The 16,804-nt window shown below is 63.2% G+C and carries 16 protein-coding genes; 6 read left to right on the forward strand and 10 right to left on the reverse strand.

From position 1 onward, the window contains the following. Positions 1 to 20 precede the first annotated feature (20 nt). Positions 21 to 1,172, reverse strand: coding sequence for a citrate synthase (locus J0663_RS20360; protein ID WP_207242163.1), 1,152 nt, complete (start codon positions 1,170 to 1,172; stop codon positions 21 to 23). A gap of 84 nt (positions 1,173 to 1,256) precedes the next feature. Here J0663_RS20360 and J0663_RS20365 point away from each other — a divergent pair, with 84 nt between their 5' ends. Beyond that, positions 1,257 to 2,345 (forward strand): citrate synthase/methylcitrate synthase, encoded by a 1,089-nt coding sequence (locus J0663_RS20365; RefSeq protein ID WP_207242164.1) that lies wholly within the window; start codon positions 1,257 to 1,259, stop codon positions 2,343 to 2,345. A 42-nt stretch (positions 2,346 to 2,387) separates the two neighbouring features. Here the strand turns inward: J0663_RS20365 and pyrG are convergent, their stop codons facing one another. The 4 genes from pyrG to J0663_RS20385 form a co-directional block, all read right to left on the reverse strand. Then, on the reverse strand, positions 2,388 to 4,016 hold the full coding sequence (gene pyrG, locus J0663_RS20370; protein ID WP_207242165.1) for a CTP synthase: 1,629 nt from the start codon (positions 4,014 to 4,016) through the stop codon (positions 2,388 to 2,390). 144 nt (positions 4,017 to 4,160) lie between these two features. Further along, positions 4,161 to 4,670, reverse strand: a complete 510-nt coding sequence (secG, locus tag J0663_RS20375) for a preprotein translocase subunit SecG (protein ID WP_207242166.1) — start codon at positions 4,668 to 4,670, stop codon at positions 4,161 to 4,163. Between the two features lie 131 nt (positions 4,671 to 4,801). Then, entirely contained in the window at positions 4,802 to 5,572 is a 771-nt protein-coding gene (gene tpiA, locus J0663_RS20380) for a triose-phosphate isomerase (RefSeq protein WP_207242167.1), read from the reverse strand. Between the two features lie 138 nt (positions 5,573 to 5,710). After that, on the reverse strand, positions 5,711 to 6,607 hold the full coding sequence (locus tag J0663_RS20385) for an alpha/beta hydrolase (RefSeq protein ID WP_207242168.1): 897 nt from the start codon (positions 6,605 to 6,607) through the stop codon (positions 5,711 to 5,713). Positions 6,608 to 6,815: 208 nt separating this feature from the next. Here J0663_RS20385 and parE point away from each other — a divergent pair, with 208 nt between their 5' ends. The 3 genes from parE (at position 6,816) to J0663_RS20400 (ending at position 11,179) form a co-directional block, all read left to right on the forward strand. Beyond that, positions 6,816 to 8,906 (forward strand): DNA topoisomerase IV subunit B, encoded by a 2,091-nt coding sequence (parE, locus tag J0663_RS20390; RefSeq protein ID WP_207242169.1) that lies wholly within the window; start codon positions 6,816 to 6,818, stop codon positions 8,904 to 8,906. A 196-nt stretch (positions 8,907 to 9,102) separates the two neighbouring features. Next, entirely contained in the window at positions 9,103 to 9,861 is a 759-nt protein-coding gene (locus J0663_RS20395; protein ID WP_207242170.1) for an esterase-like activity of phytase family protein, read from the forward strand. 115 nt (positions 9,862 to 9,976) lie between these two features. Continuing rightward, positions 9,977 to 11,179 carry an AI-2E family transporter gene (locus tag J0663_RS20400; protein ID WP_207242171.1) on the forward strand — a complete coding sequence of 401 codons (1,203 nt, stop codon included), beginning with the start codon at positions 9,977 to 9,979 and terminating at the stop codon, positions 11,177 to 11,179. 16 nt (positions 11,180 to 11,195) lie between these two features. Here J0663_RS20400 and J0663_RS20405 read toward each other — a convergent pair whose 3' ends face one another. Beyond that, positions 11,196 to 11,654 carry a GNAT family N-acetyltransferase gene (locus J0663_RS20405; protein WP_207242172.1) on the reverse strand — a complete coding sequence of 153 codons (459 nt, stop codon included), beginning with the start codon at positions 11,652 to 11,654 and terminating at the stop codon, positions 11,196 to 11,198. 127 nt (positions 11,655 to 11,781) lie between these two features. On the opposite strand from J0663_RS20405, the gene J0663_RS20410 reads away from it, so the two are divergent. Next, positions 11,782 to 12,204, forward strand: a complete 423-nt coding sequence (locus J0663_RS20410; RefSeq protein WP_207242173.1) for a hypothetical protein — start codon at positions 11,782 to 11,784, stop codon at positions 12,202 to 12,204. Here the strand turns inward: J0663_RS20410 and J0663_RS20415 are convergent. The 3 genes from J0663_RS20415 to J0663_RS20425 all read right to left on the reverse strand — a co-directional run bounded on the left by J0663_RS20415 (position 12,201) and on the right by J0663_RS20425 (position 14,646). Next, entirely contained in the window at positions 12,201 to 13,343 is a 1,143-nt protein-coding gene (locus tag J0663_RS20415) for a DUF2336 domain-containing protein (protein ID WP_207242174.1), read from the reverse strand. The genes J0663_RS20410 and J0663_RS20415 overlap by 4 nt on opposite strands. Positions 13,344 to 13,444: 101 nt before the next feature. Further along, the gene (locus J0663_RS20420) at positions 13,445 to 14,062 is read right to left on the reverse strand and encodes a flavin reductase family protein (RefSeq protein WP_207242175.1); all 618 of its coding nucleotides are present in this window, start codon (positions 14,060 to 14,062) and stop codon (positions 13,445 to 13,447) included. Then, positions 14,062 to 14,646 carry a nitroreductase family protein gene (locus tag J0663_RS20425; protein WP_207242176.1) on the reverse strand — a complete coding sequence of 195 codons (585 nt, stop codon included), beginning with the start codon at positions 14,644 to 14,646 and terminating at the stop codon, positions 14,062 to 14,064. Before J0663_RS20425 ends, J0663_RS20420 begins: the two co-directional genes overlap by 1 nt. Before the next feature lie 112 nt (positions 14,647 to 14,758). Here J0663_RS20425 and J0663_RS20430 point away from each other — a divergent pair, with 112 nt between their 5' ends. Beyond that, positions 14,759 to 15,856 (forward strand): hypothetical protein, encoded by a 1,098-nt coding sequence (locus tag J0663_RS20430; protein WP_207242177.1) that lies wholly within the window; start codon positions 14,759 to 14,761, stop codon positions 15,854 to 15,856. On the opposite strand, the gene J0663_RS20435 is transcribed toward J0663_RS20430, so the two are convergent. Beyond that, positions 15,857 to 16,717, reverse strand: coding sequence for a lysophospholipid acyltransferase family protein (locus J0663_RS20435; protein ID WP_207242178.1), 861 nt, complete (start codon positions 16,715 to 16,717; stop codon positions 15,857 to 15,859). Positions 16,718 to 16,804: the final 87 nt, after the last annotated feature.

Raw genomic sequence — 16,804 nt, forward strand, 5'->3', positions numbered from 1 at the left:
ACCGTGCGATCGCGGATGCTCTAGGCGCCGATCTTCGGTATCGGCGCCGGCGCCGGTCCGGCATAGCGTGCCCGCGGCCGGATCAATTCGCCGCTTTCGATCTGCTCCATCGCATGGGCAAGCCAGCCGGTACAGCGGGAGAGCGAAAAGACGATGATCGGCGCCTCCTTGGGCAGATCGAAGGCAGCGGCCATCGCGGCGAGCGCGAAGTCGACATTGACCTTCTCGCCGACCATGTCCTCGCCGACCGCGCGGACCTCGGCAAAAGGCGACGGCAGCGAAAACTGCGAAAGCAGAGCCTGCGCCCTGATGTCGCCATCCGGATAGAGCGGGTGACCGAAGGCCGCGAGATGATTGCCCTGGGCCAGTGTGCGGCGGATCGCCTGCTCCGCTCCAAGTGCTGAAGCCGCCTCGGTCAAGGCTTCAACGCCCTGCCAGGCGGCGCCGTGCAACGGCCCCGTCAGCGTCGCCAGCCCCGACAGCACGGCAGCTGAAAGCGAGGCGCCCGCCGAGGCCGTGACCCGTGCCGCAAAGGTCGAGGCGTTGAGTTCATGATCGGCAAGCAGCACCAGCGCCCGGCGCAGGCAATTGGCAGCATCCGGCCGCCCCCAACTCGCCGCAAGCCTGAGATGCAGCAGCTCATCCGACGGCCCGGCGGCCAGCGCGGCGGCGAGGCTGGAGAGAACCCCATGCGCCTCGCGCCGAAGGGCCGCCTGCGATCGGCCGAGCGATGGCAGATCTGATGTCACCCGCCCGGCAAGCGCCAGGAACGCAGCCTGAAGTGAGGGAGGATCTTTGCCGGATCCGCTGCCGGAACAAAGCGTCTCCACGCTGTTCCAAAGCAATGCCGCGGTCTGCTCCAGCGTCGCCTCCTCGGCGAGATCGGCAGCGTCCCTGCCGCGATAGGACAGGCGCCCGCCTGTGATGGTGGAGATGGCTGAGGAGAGAACCGGATCCCCCCATCTGATCGCCTCGGCGGCAACCGTTTCGGCCTTGCGGCGGCCGGCGTGGCGTTCGGCAAGCCGCTGCACGTCGGCAGTCTGGTAGAGGCTGCGGCGCGGGTCGGCCGGATCGGGCTTGGCGCGAATGCGTCCGCGGCTGACATTGGCGTAGAGCGTTTGCGGCTTGGTCTTCAGCGCGCGCAGCGCCTCCTCGGCAGTCAGCCACGACATCGAAAGCCTCATATTGATCAATTGCATCAAGATTGACGTCAATGAGACTAGGTCTGATCATCCCTGTCGTAAAGGAGAAACAAGATGAAAAACGGCTTGGAAGACGTCATTGCCGCCGAAACCCAGCTTTCCGATGTCGATGGCGAAGCGGGACGCCTGATCATCCGCGGCGTGTCCTTGGATCACCTGGTGAGGGACAGCAGTTATGAAGCTGTGGCCGCGCTGCTGCTCGACGGCTTGGTGGAAAGAAGCTTCGACGAAGCACTCTTGCGCGAATGGTTGGCGAGCGCGCGAATCAGGGTTTTCAATCATGCAGCAGCCGCCGATGCCGCCCTGCTGGCGCTGCCCCCGGTCGACGTGATGCGGGCGCTGATCGCCCGGCTGCCGGATGGCGACGATTTCGATACTGCGCTCAGCCTTCTGGCCGCGCCCGCAGTTTTTCTGCCGGCAGTTCTGCGTCTGCGGCGTGGCGAGGACCCGATCGCCCCCGACCCCTCCCTGTCGCACGCTGCCGATATCCTGCGCATGCTGACCGGAGAAAAGCCGACTCTCGAGCAGGTGGCCGCACTCGACACCTATCTTGTGACGATATCAGACCATGGCCTCAACGCTTCTACCTTCGCATCGCGGGTCATCGCGTCGACGAAGGCCGGACTTACATCTTCGGTGCTGGCGGCGCTGAGTGCCCTGAAGGGACCGCTGCATGGCGGCGCGCCCGGCCCTGTGCTCGACATGCTGGATGCGGTGGGAACGCCCGAGAATGCCGATGGTTGGATCAGAGATGCACTTGATCGCGGCGAAAGGCTGATGGGCTTCGGCCACCGCATCTACCGTGTCCGTGATCCGCGCGCCGACGCCCTGAAAGGTGCCCTCGCCCCGCTGATCGCGTCGGGTCAGGTCAACGGCGCCCGCGGGGCGCTGGCGGAGGCCGTCGAAACCGCTGCATTGGCGGCCCTGACGACCCGCAAGCCCGACCGGCCGCTCGACGTCAATGTCGAATTCTATACCGCGCTGCTGCTCGAAGCGCTCGGTTTTCCCCGCGAGGCTTTTACCGGCGTCTTTGCGATCGGCCGCACCGTCGGATGGCTGGCGCACGCACGCGAACAGGCGCTCGAAGGCCGGCTGATCCGCCCGCGCTCGGTCTATATCGGCCCTTTGCCGACGGCTGCCTGAGACCGGACCGGATCACGCCTGAAAAGCGCGATCCGGCAATTGTTACACGAGGCGGCTCTGTTCAGTCGCCGCTTCGATGAAGCTTGCAAACAGCGGGTGCGGATCGAGCGGCCGGCTCTTCAGTTCCGGATGGTACTGGACGCCGATGAACCAGGGATGATCCGGATATTCGATCGTCTCCGGCAGCACGCCGTCCGGCGACATGCCGGAGAAGACGAGGCCGCAGCCTTCCAGCCGGTCCTTGTAATCGATATTGACCTCGTAACGGTGGCGGTGGCGCTCGGAAATATCCGTCGAGCCATAGATCTCGGAGATCTTCGTGCCCTTTTTCAGCGCCGCCTTGTAGGCACCGAGACGCATCGTGCCGCCGAGATCGCCGGCCGCCGTGCGCTTCTGCAACTCGTTGCCCTTGACCCATTCGGTCATCAGGCCGACCACCGGCTCCTTGGCAGGACCGAACTCGGTCGACGAAGCGTCCGGCACATCGGCCAGATTGCGGGCCGCCTCGATGACGGCCATCTGCATGCCGAAGCAGATGCCGAAATACGGCACCTTGCGCTCGCGGGCGAAGCGCGCCGCGTGGATCTTGCCCTCGGAGCCCCGTTCGCCGAAGCCGCCGGGCACGAGAATGCCGTGCACCTTTTCGAGGTAGGGTGCGGGATCTTCCTTCTCGAAGATCTCGGACTCGATCCATTCCAGCTTGACCTTGACGCGATTGGCGATGCCGCCGTGATGCAGCGCCTCGATCAGCGACTTATAGGCATCCTTCAGGCCGGTATATTTGCCTACGATCGCGATCGTCACCTCGCCCTCGGGCGTGCGGATGCGATTGCAGACCTCTTCCCACTGGTCGAGGCGCGGCTTCGGCGCCGGTTCGATGCCGAAGGCGGCAAGAACTTCGTCGTCGAGGCCTTCCTTGTGGTAGGCCATCGGCACGTCGTAAATGTTGGCGACGTCGAGCGCCTGGATGACGGCCGACGGGCGCACGTTGCAGAACAGCGAGAGCTTGCGCCGCTCCGCTTCCGGAATTTCCCGGTCGGCGCGCACCAGCAGGATATCGGGATGAATGCCGAGCGCCTGCAGCTCCTTGACGGAATGTTGCGTCGGCTTGGTCTTCAGCTCGCCGGCGGCCGGAATATAAGGCATCAGCGTCAGATGGACATAGACGGCCGTGCCGCGCGGCAGGTCGTTGCCGAGCTGGCGGATCGCCTCCATGAACGGCATCGCCTCGATGTCGCCGACCGTGCCGCCGATCTCGCAGATGACGAAGTCGTAGTCGCCATTGCCCTCGGTGACGAAATCCTTGATCTCGTTGGTGACGTGCGGGATGACCTGCACCGTCGCGCCGAGATAGTCGCCGCGCCGTTCCTTGTCGATGATGTTCTTGTAGATGCGGCCGGTGGTGATGTTGTCGGTCTTGGTCGCCGAACGCCCCGTGAAGCGTTCGTAGTGGCCGAGATCGAGATCGGTTTCCGCGCCGTCGTCGGTGACGAAGACCTCGCCGTGCTGGGTCGGGCTCATAGTGCCCGGGTCCACGTTCAGATAGGGGTCGAGCTTGCGAAGCCTCACCCGATATCCACGGGCCTGCAGCAACGCTCCGAGAGCCGCGGCCGCAATTCCTTTTCCGAGGGAGGAAACCACGCCGCCAGTGATGAATACGTATCGCGCCATGGGCTTCACCGGATACCTTTTCAAAAACGATTCCGCCAGCCCCAAAAATTCTTTTCCGGAATTTTCGGAGAGTGGCGCGGGAATCTGAACAAAAGAAAACCGGCAGACCCGAAGGCCTGCCGGCGGTTTATGTCTAAGCCCGGTTTACTGTCCCGTCGGGACGCCGGAGGGCTGAGCCGGCGCCGGCGTGGCCGGAGCTGCGGGCGTTGCCGGAGCCGTCGTTGCCGGGGCGGTGGCGGCCGGGGCCTCGGCTGCAGGAGCCTGAGCAGCCGGAGCGGGAGCCGCCGGGGCCTGCGGTGCGGCTCCGCTGCTTGGAACGCCGTTGCCGGTCGGCGGGTTTGCCGGAGCCTGCGCACCGCCGCCGAGCGAATCGAGAATGCCGTTGCCCTGACCGCTCGTTGCCGGAATACGGTCCAGAATGTCGGCTGGACGGCGCTCGTAGCGCGTCAGGATACCGAGGCCGAGCGAGGTCAGGAAGAACAAGGTCGCGAGGATCGCGGTCGTGCGCGTCAGCGCATTGGCCGTGCCGCGGGCCGACATGAAGCCCGAACCGCCGCCGATGCCAAGGCCGCCGCCTTCCGAGCGCTGGATGAGCACAACGCCGACGAGGGCGAGCACGATCATGAGATGGATGACAATCAATACTGTCTGCATGGGTCCAGTCCTGCCCGCTTGGAGACGGACATAAGTAAGAATTCTGGCGGCTCTTTACATGAGGCTCTCGCCTATTCCAAGCCCTTCGGCCCGGAATAAACAGCCGAATAAACCGAGCTATGAACAATGCCTCAGGCGAGCAACGCCTCATAGGCGCGGTAGATGGCGAGGAAGTCGGCGGCTTTCAAGCTTGCCCCGCCGATCAGCGCACCGTCGACATTGGCGATACCAAGCAGTTCTCCTGCGTTGGCGGGCTTGACCGAACCGCCATAGAGAAGACGCATCTTGCGGCCTTCATCGCCGAAGCGGGCCACGAGCTCGGCGCGCATGAAGGCATGCGCCTTTTCGACATCGCCTGAAGTCGGCGTTACACCGGTGCCGATCGCCCAGATCGGCTCGTAGGCGATAACGGTGTTTTTGGCGGTCGCGCTATCGGGAACGGAGGCGGAGAGCTGGCGCTTGATGACGTCGAGTTCCTGTCCGGCGCGGCGTTCGTCGGCCGTCTCGCCAACGCAGATGATCGCCGTCAATTCGGCGGCGAACGCCGCTTCAGCCTTGGCGCGGACCAGATGATCTGTCTCGGCATGGTCGGTGCGCCGTTCGGAATGGCCGACGATCACATAGGTGCCGAAACTATCGGCGATCATCTCGGCCGAGATATCGCCGGTATGCGCGCCGGAAGCCTTCTGGTGGCAATCCTGTGCGCCGATCGAAAGCGGACTGTCGGTGCAAAGGGCAGTCGCCACGTAGAGCAGCGTCGTCGGCGGGCAGATCAGCGCCTCGACCTTGGCGGCGAGCGGCGGGCGAACGCCCTCGGCAATCGCCTTGATCTGATCCAAAGAGGCACGCGTGCCGTTCATTTTCCAATTTCCCGCCACGAGCGGGCGCACGTCAGGTGTCATGCCGGCCTTCCACAAACTTCATATCCCCGGCGGCAATATCAAAAGCTTGCGGCAAAGAAAAGCATCATGCCCTTGACGAAGGGGGAATCTCGGCGCTGCCGCGCATATTTTCTCTCAGAACGGCGCAGGCGGCACACTTCAGCCCGCGAAAATCCAGTTCAACACGCGGCGCCAGTCAATCATCCGGATCGGCGTTCCGTGATTTCCCGTCTGAAACAGCGTGAAGCGCGTCGGATATCTGGCCTTGAGCAAGCTTTCGAACAGCGCCTGCTGGTTGGCAGCGGCATAGACCGGATCGCGGCTGCCATGAGCGAACCAGAGCCGCAGCTTCGCCTTGTAGAAGGCACTTTTGGTGAAGTCGGGGTCGGTGACCCCGCTCATAACAACCATGCCCTTCAGCCGTTTGACGCTGTCTCCGTCGCGCGCAATGCCCCAGCAGACCTGGCTCCCCATCGAAGCGCAGGAAAGGATGATCGGCCGGCCGGGCGATTGGGCGCTGGCATAGCGGATCAGGCCGGCGATCGCGGCGACGCCGTTACCGTCGAAACTCCTCACCGTCGGCGAATAATAGACGCCGCCATTGCCGGCGACGAGGTTTTTCAGCCGGTTGAAATTGCCACCGAAGCTGTAGTCGTTGGCCCCGAGCCGGCGGTCGCCGTCACGGCCGTGGATGAAGATGACGGTAAAGGCGGCATTCTGCGCCGGTCCCACCCTGGTGACATCGAGCTTGATGCCGTCGAGGGAGAGCGTTTCTTCCGCCTGCGCCTTGCGGATGCCGAGCGCCACATATTTCTGCTGGACGCGTTTTTGCGGGATCTGGTCGCGGCCGTTGATATCGCGCATCTCGTCGTAGTCGATGACCTCGAAGGCGCCGCTGTCGCCCGTCTGCAGCACCGTCTGCTTCGAGAACAAGTCGTCCTTGAAGGGCGCCAGCGTCTCGGCCGCCCGCGCCGGCGCGGCGGCAATCAGGACCGCGGACAGGAAAAAGGCCGCAATTGCTGATATAACGGTGCAATGACTTGTGGACATTTGCATGCAGATGGTTTCCTGAAGCCTGCCGCCGCTTGCCATTCCGCGCCCGGCAACGCAAATCATTTGGGCAAAGCCGCCAAATCAGGCGGTGTCGCGTATAGAGGTGCTTTCTGGCAAAATCTGCCTGATTCGCAAACGTGACATGAAATGCGGTGATTTTGGGTCGGCGGCGCATGCCCACCCAAGACAGGACGAAGATCTGAACGGCTCCATGGACGATAGCAACGACCTTTTTTCCGGCCTGCCCCTCTCCGAAAAACGCGAGGAGGCGCAGAAGCCCGCCGCGTCGAGTGAACGGCCGCCGGCGGCCGCTCCGGTGACCGCTACCCAACCTTCGGCTGCTGCGCGCCCGGCGCCCGTCGCCTCGAACCCGGATGATTATGGTGCTTCGTCGATCCGTGTCCTCGAAGGTCTTGAGCCGGTGCGCATGCGCCCGGGTATGTATATCGGCGGCACCGACGAAAAGGCGCTGCATCACCTCTTCGCCGAAGTCATCGACAATGCGATGGACGAAGCGGTCGCCGGGCACGCCAATTTCATCGAAGTGCATCTCGATCTGCAGGGCTATCTCACCGTCTCCGACAACGGGCGCGGCATTCCCGTCGAGAACCATCCGCAAGTTCCGGGCAAATCCACGCTCGAAGTCATCATGACCAAGCTGCATGCCGGCGGCAAATTCGACGGCAAGGCCTACGAGACGTCGGGCGGCCTGCACGGCGTCGGCGTTTCGGTCGTCAACGCGCTTTCCGATTTCCTCGAAGTCGAGGTGGCGCGAAACCGCAAGCTTTACCGCCAGCGCTTCTCCCGCGGCCTGCCGCAGGGCGGCCTCGAAGAATTGGGCGACGTCCATAATCGCCGCGGCACCCGCGTGCGCTTCCATCCGGACGCCCAGATCTTCGGGGAGCATATGAAGTTCGACGCCGCCCGCGTCTTTCGCATGGCGCGCTCCAAGGCCTACCTCTTCGGCGGCGTCGAAATACGCTGGAGCTGCGAGCCCGGCGTACTGCCCGAAGGGTCGGAGGTGCCTGACAGGGCCACCTTCCATTTCCCCGGCGGCCTCAAGGATTATCTCCAGGCGACGATGGGCAAGGAATTCACCGTCACCCGCGAAATCTTCGCCGGCAAGACGGAGAAGGCCAGCGGCCACGGCTCGATGGAATGGGCGATCACCTGGTACGGTGGCGATCCGCAAGTGCATTCCTATTGCAACACCATTCCGACCCCTGAAGGCGGCACGCATGAGGCCGGTTTGCGCATCGCGCTGACCAAGGGTCTCAAGGCCTATGCCGAGCTGACGCAGAACAAGCGCGCCGCGCAGATCACCACGGATGACGTGATGATCTCGGCCGTCGGCATGCTGTCGGTCTTCATCCGCGAGCCGGAATTCGTCGGCCAGACCAAGGACAAGCTGGCGACCGTCGAGGCCCAGCGCATCGTCGAGAATGCGCTGCGTGATCCGTTCGACCATTATCTCGCCGATAATCCGAACGAAGCGGCCAAGCTGCTCGACTGGGTGATCGAGCGCGCCGAGGAGCGCCTGCGTCGCCGCAAGGAAAAGGAAGTCAACCGCAAGACGGCAGTGCGCAAGCTGCGCCTGCCGGGCAAGCTCGCCGACTGCTCGCAGAACACCGCCGAGGGCGCCGAACTTTTCATCGTCGAGGGCGATTCGGCAGGCGGTTCGGCCAAGCAGGCGCGCAACCGCGCCAACCAGGCAATCCTTCCGCTGCGCGGCAAGATCCTGAACGTCGCCAGCGCCGGCCGCGAGAAGTTCGGTGCCAACCAGCAGCTCGCCGATCTCATCCAGGCGCTCGGCTGCGGCACGCGCTCGAAATACCGCCAGGAAGACCTGCGCTACGAGCGCATCATCGTCATGACCGATGCCGACGTCGACGGTGCCCACATCGCCTCGTTGCTGATCACCTTCTTCTATCAGGAAATGCCCGAACTGGTGCGCGGCGGCCATCTCTTCCTCGCCGTGCCGCCGCTCTACAAGATCACGCAAGGGGCGAAATCCGCCTACGCCCGCGACGACAATCATCGCGCCGAGCTGATGCAGACGGAATTCAAGGGCAAGGCGAAGGTCGAGGTCAGCCGCTTCAAAGGTCTCGGCGAGATGATGCCGGCCCAGCTCAAGGAAACCACGATGGATCCGTCCAAGCGCACGCTGCTCCGGGTGCTGATCGACGAGGTCGATTTCGAAGGCACCCGCAGCGCCGTCGATGATCTGATGGGCACCAAGCCGGAAGCCCGCTTCCGCTTCATCCAGGAGCGCGCGGCCTTCGCCGAGAACCTCGATATTTAACAGATGCTACGCTGCGCGCCAGCCGGCCACGGTCCGGCGCGCCGCATTTTAGCATTTGCGATTTCACGGAACTGACGAAGAACCGTAACAACTCCGTCAAACAACCGGCGCATGAAGCGGTCGGTGTGCGGCCTTCCCTGGGAAGAGCGGCTGCGCCGGTTCGTCCCGCTTTTTCAACCTTTTGCCGGATTTAGTCATGACCAAGCGTTTTCTCGCGACTGCCGCTTTTCTTCTGTCCAGCACAGTTTTGGTCAGCGCCACCGAGATCGGCGCCACCTTCGAGACCGCCTGCCCTTTCGGCGATTGCGCCGCCGGCATTTCGCTCTCCCAGCCGGAGGGCTTTGCGCCGACTCCCGACAAGTCGACCGGCATCCGCGACAATCGCGCCTTCGAGGATCTCGCCGCTGCGCCCTCGGGCGACGTTTTCGTCGGCGTCGAAGCCGCCCTCTACCAGGACGGCCCGAAGCCGTCGCTGACGACAGGCAGCCTGTCGCGTATCATCCGCTGCGACGGCGCAATCGGTGAGCCGAAGGCACAGTACGTCTATCCGGTGTCGCCGATCCCGCAGGCGGCCACCAAACCCGACGGCGGCAATGACAACGGCATGTCGGAAATTCTCGCCCTCGACCATCACCGCCTGCTCGCCGTCGAGCGCAGCTACGCCGAAGGCTTCGGCAACAACATCAAGATCATGATGATCGATCTCGCCGACGCCACCGATATATCCGCCATCGCGTCGCTCGCCAAAAACGACCAGCGCGTCGTCCCTGCCCGCAAGAGCCAGGTTCTCGATCTCCTAGCCATCGGCCTCGCCCCCGACAATATCGAGGCCATGTCGCTCGGCAAGGCCAAGGACGGCGCCGACGTCCTCATCCTCGGCTCCGACAATAATTTCTCGGCCAGCCAGAAGACGCAATTCTACGCCTTCAAGCTTCTCAGCCGCCCGCAGCAGTAAGACGCCATGTGTGTTGGTCGAATGGCCACGCTTTGTATACGCTTTCACGGCGCGGACCTTGAAACCGCCGGGTTGATGGCCCATAACCAGAGTACAAGAATAAGAAGAGGCGCGCGTGGGTGTGTTCGATCGTCAGAAAAGCAATCATGAGCCGCGATGGCTGGGGCCGTCGGCGCCGACACGCACGCCGCTGATCCCCTCCATTTCGGCGGCGCGCTGGCTGCTGGTGCTGATCGTCGCGGCCGGCGTCTATTTCTTCTACGGCTTCCTCGTGCCGGTGCTGGCAGCCCTTGTCATCGGCTTCGCCAGCTGGCCGCTCTATCGCAAGCTTCTTGCCCGCGTCGGGGGCAATACGACGATCGCTGCGACCATCGCGATTGTCATGATCGTCACCTTTCTGGTTATTCCGATCGTGCTTGCGGTCACCTATACGACGGGTGAAGTGCGCACCTGGGTCACCTGGGCGATCCATGCCAACCGCGCCGGCGCACCGACACCCAACTGGATCGTGGCGCTGCCCTTTGCGGGCCCCTATCTCGATGATCTCTGGACGAAATATATCGGCAGTCCCGGCGCTCTGGGAGAGCTTATCCAGGCGGTCAGCGGCGCCCATATCGGCAACATCTATCGCGCCGTGCTTGCAGCCGGCGGTGGCGCTTTCCACCTCCTCTTGACGTTGCTCTTCATGCTGATCGCGCTGTTCTTCGTGTATCGCGACGGCTTCTCTTTTTCCAAGCAGATCGACATGCTGGGCGAGCGCATCCTGCCGAACCGCTGGGAGCGCATTTCCCGGGTCGTCCCGGCGACGATCAGTTCCACCGTCATGGGCATGACGCTGATCGCGATCGGCGAAGGCATCGTGCTCGGAGTGGCTTACTGGATCGCCGGCGTGCCGTCACCGGTCACCCTCGGCGTGCTCACCGGCGTGATGGCGCTGATACCGGGCGGTGCGCCGCTCTCGTTCACGCTGGTCTCGATCTATCTCCTGGCGAGCGGCTCGCACGTCGCCGGCGTCGGTCTTTTCGTCTGGGGCACGGTCGAACTCTTCATCGTCGACAAGACGCTGCGGCCGAAACTTGTCGGCGGTCCGATCAAGCTGCCCTTCCTGCCGACCTTTTTCGGCCTCGTCGGCGGCGTCAAGACGATGGGTTTCCTCGGCCTCTTCATCGGTCCGGTGCTGATGGCGCTGATCGTCGCCATCTGGCGCGAATGGATCCATGAGGCCCGCAGCGCCGAGACCAGCGACGGGGTGCCGCAAATCGTCATCGACGAACAGGCTCCGCCATCCAAACCAATCCCCCGCGTCGCCGAGGGCTGAAAGGCTTCGCTGGCTGTTATCCCAGTTGCTTTTCCATGAACAGGCTGAGCGGATCCGGCAGATAGCTGCCAAAGGGCTCGATCTCCCGATATCCGTATTTGCGATAGAGAGCGATCGCCTCGGGTTGATAGATGCCGGTCTCGAGCCGGATCGCCGTCAGCCGCTTTTCCCTTGCGATTGCCTCCAGCGCATTCATCAGACCGCTGGCGATCCTCAGTCCCCTCGCCTGCGGGTCGACGAACATGCGTTTGATCTCCGCCGTGCCGTCGCCGGCCTCGAGCAGCGCGCAGCACCCGACGATTGCCCCATCATTGCGCGCGACGAGGAAGCTCACCGAAGGCTTTTCCAGCGAGGCGAGGTCGACAAGATGGTTACTCTCCGCGGGATAGAGCGACCCTGCATAGGCATCGGAGAGATCGAGGAGGCGCATGACGCCCTCCTGACGTGGCGACTCCCGCGCGATGGTGACGGACATCTTGGCTCCGGATCTTGCGTGACGCAATTTTTGCCTGACATGACGAAGAGTTAATACCCTTGCCTTGTTTCGGTTGGAATTGCACCGTCTAAGGCGATATCAGGTTCAATAACCAAGGAAGCAGAATATGCAAGCGGTGCTCATCGCGATGACCATTCTCGGTTGCGACGATTCCGTCAACCAGTGCAGATATGTCGCGACGGTCGACAAACGCTGGGAAACCGTTGCCGCTTGCGATGCCGACGCCGAACGCCGGCTCAAAGCCTATGCCAATGTGAGCTATCCCTCAGTGATCGCGGTCTGCGAGGCGCCGAAAGCACTCGCAGCAGAACCGCCGAAACCGGCCCCTCTGCCTGCCGCTACAGCTGAGACCGCTCCTGTCGCTCGCGCAGAAGAACCGCTCGGAAGGCTTGCCGGCTTCGCTGAAAACATAGCCAGCCAGGTCCGTGCCCATCTCCCATCGGGCAAAGACGTCAAGGAGACGCTTTCCAAACCCGTGCATTTCGTATCCGACAGCTATTCCTGGGTGGTGACGCGGCTGAACGATTAAGCAGCCGCAAGCGCTGCATAGACGCGGGCCGATTGACGCTGTTCGGCGACCCCAAGCTTTTCCACCATATCAAGCAATTCACCGACCGCACCGTGGGAGTCGTGGCGGCGGAATTTTTCGAGAAGGCGGCCGCAGATATTGCCGAGCACGCTGCCTGGGGCTCTTCTGGCGCAATCCCGCCAGAGCAGGGTCGCTTCGACGAAGATGACGCTGATATCCCTCGGCAGGCCGGCGGATTCATAAAGGGCGCGCACCGCGTGCATGCGTCCGGTCGCCAGAATCGAACGCACCCGGCGCTCGCCGCAGCCCGTCAAATCAACGATCGCGGCAGCGAAGAAATCCACCTTGCCGGCACAGAGCGCATGCATGAGGAAGCACGGTGTCAGCCGGCCGTTGAGACGCAGGTGTTCGACGAGGTCGGGTATTTCACGAGGCGCGATGTCGCCGGCGATCGAAACAATGGCTGCCTCGGTTGCTTCGCGGCTGATGCGCTGGAGCCGCTGCAGGCCGATCGCCGCCTGCGCCAGCGGCAGGCCGACGAGCGCATTGCTGACATGCTGGGTGAGCAGCTGACGGGCATCGGCTGGAAGATCGCTGCGATCTAGCAGCAGGTTGCGGATGTCGCAGCTGTCGCCGAGCCTCTCAGCGATGCGTTTCAGCGATTGCGTCGAGATTGCCGCGCCGTCGTTTTCGAGCAGGCAGAGCACTTCTTCCTCGTCGCCGACTTCCGCAAGGGCAGCAGAGACCGGGCGCGTGACATGGGCTCTCGCTGCGATCAGCATGCGGGTGGCGCCATTGCCGCGCGCGGCAAGATCGACGAGATCGGTATCGCTCAAAAGCGGTGAACAGGTAACGGCGTGGCAGGCGACTTCGGGCTGGTCCTCAGCGAGCGAAAGGATCAAGCTGCGCGGCGCATCGGGCGACCAGGCGATTGCCTCGGCAAGCGCGAGACGCACGCGCGGCGATGGGTCGTCGAGAAGGAAGGTCATCGCCATCTCGGCTGCCTTCCGCTCGTCTTCGGACATCTCGGACTGCAGATAGGCTCGCCCGAGCGCATTCGCGGCCCGAGCCCGGTCGCCGGTCTTGGCAGTTTCGATCCAACGAAGGAAAGCTTCTACGATCACGCGACGCCTCAGCACCTGAACGCGATTCCTTCGCGTTCCATTCAATGATGAGACCGTAACGGCAAAAGGTTTAAGATTGGTTCACCATATTTCTTAAGCCTTTGTATGCCTTGCGCTCAGACCTCCGCCTTCGGTACCTGCGGCCGGAACATCTCGAAAACATCGCTGCCTTCGCTGTAATCCATGTAGCCCATGCGCGCGACAGGCCGGGCAATCGACATGTCGAGCCGGCCGTCCCTGACGATCGCCTCGTCGATGCGGATGCCGACCACTTCGCCGAAGACAAGGACGTTTTCAGACGGCGCGCCCGACAGCGTCTTCGGCTCGATGATTTCGGTCACCTGGCATTCGAGAACGGCGAAAGCCTCACCGACATAAGGCGCGTCGATCAGTTCCGCCTGCTTCGGCGTCAGGCCGGCGAAGTCGAATTCGCTGTCTCCATAGGCCAGCGTTGCCGAGGAGAGGTTCATCTTCTCGGCGAGATCACGGCTGACGAAATTGCAGGTGAAGACGCCGGTCTCCGCTGCATTGCGCTGGCTGTGTTTGCGCCCGGCGGAAGAAAACATCACCAGCTTCGGCCGGTCGGCGACGGCGTTGAAAAAGGAATAGGGCGCAAGATTGATCGAACCGTCCCTGCCCTTGCTGCCGATCCAGCCGATCGGCCGCGGCGAGACGATCGCCTTGAAGGGATCATGCGCAAGCCCGTGCCGGTTGCTGTCGGTGGTGTAGAACATCAATCCTCTCCCCCGACCCACGTTACCGTCTCAGCAAGCTCCGGCCGCGGCCGCTCGATCACCGGGAATGTGGTGGATCCGATATGGATAAAGCCCGCCACTTTCTCGCCGCGTTCGATACCGAGCAGCGGATAGGCGCGTTCGTCATAGGCGAACCATTCCGTCAGCCAGTTGGCGACGTAACCGTGGGCATTGGCGGCGAGCATGACGTTAAGGCAGAGCGCGCCGGCCGACATCAGCTGCTCCCATTCCGGGATCTTGATATGCGGTCCCGCCTTGCTGACCACGGCGACGACCACGGGCGCGCGGGTGAAACGGGTGCGCTCGACCTGGATCATCTCTTCGGAGAGCTCGGGGTTCTTTTCCAGCGCGAGCTTGAGAAGTTCTTCGCCGAGTCGGGCGCGCTGCTGGCCGCGATAGACGATGAAGCGCCAGGGCGCGATCTTGCCGTGATCGGGAACACGCGAGGCAAGACGCAGGATCTCCTCGATTTCCGCCTTCTCGGGGCCGGGTTCACACATCTGAAAGGCGGGGATGGAACGGCGCACAGCGAGGTAGTCGATCAGTTTGATATCGGATTTCATGCGGGGAAGCTTTCATTTTTATGCTGCTGCAAAGCGTGGGTCTTGAATTTGCCATCGCGTTGGTCTTGAAGTGGCCTTTGCGATTTCAGAAGTCAATCGGTTCACGAAACAGATGTTTGGCATTTCGCCTTTTGCACGCATCGGCCTTGCCGTCGCCCTGATGGTGGTGACGCCGCTTGGCGCCGGCGCGCAGGATGCCTTCAAGGATTTCAAGCAGCTCGACTCGACGTCGAAGATGCCGAAACTCAATGCCTTCATCGCGCCCGGGACCGTGCCCGAAGGCACCAAGCTGCGCGATGTTACGATGGAAGCCAAGTTGACGGCCGATGGCACGCCGGTCGAGGACGGCCTGTCCTGGTATGTCTTCAGTCCGATCGCCGGAGCCGACGGCAAGCTGCCGCTGATCGCCAGCGCCAAGGGCGGCCCGGCCGCCTTCCAGCTGGCTCCGGGCGATTATTTCGTCAATGTCTCTTTCGGCCGCGCCGGCGTCACCAAGAAGCTGACCGTGCCTGCCGACGGTGATGTCGACAGGCAGGTGATGGTGCTCGACGCCGGCGGCCTGCTGCTCAATGCCGTCTCCGGCGCCGATGCCCGTATCCGCCCCGACCAGCTGAGCTTCTCGATCTATTCCTCTGAAGTGCGCGAGGATGGCGAACGCGGCCTGGTCGTGGCCGATGTCTCGCCGAACACCGTCGTGCGCCTTAATGCCGGCACCTATCACATCGTTTCCGAATATGGCAGCGTCAACGCCGTCATCCGCGCCGATATCCAGGTCGAGGCCGGCAAGCTGACGGAAGCGACGATCCAGCACCGCGCCGCCCAGATCACCTTCAAGCTGGTCTCGGAAACCGGCGGCGAGGCGATCGCCGATACGGCCTGGTCGATCCTGACGGCCGCCGGCGACAGCGTCGGCGAAAGCGTCAGCGCCTTTCCGACCATGGTCCTTGCCGAAGGCGAATATTCCGCCGTCGCCCGCAACAAGGATAAGATCTATCAGCGTGATTTCACCGTTGTCGCCGGCAGGAATACCGATGTCGAGGTTCTGATGAAGGATCAGCAGCCGCAGCAGCCGGTAAGCGCAGCCCGCACGGTACAACAAGTGCCGGCCGGCACGCCGCCACCACCGGGCGAGCAGTCGGCCCCGGCAGAGCCGCTGCCCTCCTACGAACAGCTCGTGCCGCAGGGCGGCGACGGCGCCAGCCTCGACTGATCACCGCCAGCGGTTCCGACCCATCCGGAACGTCCCGGCCGCGTCCGTCGGCGGCAGCGCCATCGAAAAGACTGCCTCATGGAGACGCGCCAGAAGATCCCTGCGATCACCGCCATCGCTCAGCGACTCCCAGCTCAGCACCTGGCCGACATGCGCCGTCATCGTACTGCCGGACAGCCGGCGGAATTCGCGGATCAGGAGCGCCAGCCGCAGGGTCATCGACACACGGCTCGCCAAATGGAACAGCCGGCCGTTCTGGCCCTCGAAATAGACCGGCAGCACGCTTGCCCGCGTCGCCTGGATGAGTTTTGCCGGAAACATCTTCCAAGGCAGGTCCTCGGCGCGGCCGAAGCCTCTCCTGGCCGTCGCCACGCCGCCGGCCGGAAAGACAATGATGGTGGTGCCTTCCCGGAGCAGCCGCACCGCCTCGTTCCGGCTCCTCATGTTCATCGCCGCCGCTTGTCTGCTTTCCTCGAAGGAGATCGGCAGCGAATAGGCTTCCATCTCCGGTACTTTCAGGAGGTCGTTGTGGATCAGCACCTTGAAGGGCCGCCCGAGCTGTTCGGCAAGCGCCAGCACCGCCACGCCGTCACCGATGCCGAACGGGTGGTTGGCGACGACGACGATCGGCTCGGCGGGAACGAGCTGGAGCGGCCAGTTACCCCTGACGTCGAGTTCGACATCGATGAGTTCTAGCAGCCTGCCGAACACGCGATCGCTCTTGCCGATGATGTCGCTGCGCCAGATGTCGTAGAGCCTGACATAGTGGTCACGGCCCGAAAGTCCCTCGATCGAGCGGATCAGCCAGCGCTTCAGGCGCGGGTCTGCGTCATTGGCATAGGATAATTCTTTGAAGCGCAATCCGGCATCGGGATGAACCCCGCTCCCCGTTTGCGACGAGAATATTGCGGCTTCATATCAGATTTCCGACAGCGCCAGGTTCGGCGC

The organism is Rhizobium lentis (assembly GCF_017352135.1).
GTDB classification, from domain to species: Bacteria; Pseudomonadota; Alphaproteobacteria; order Rhizobiales; family Rhizobiaceae; genus Rhizobium; species Rhizobium lentis.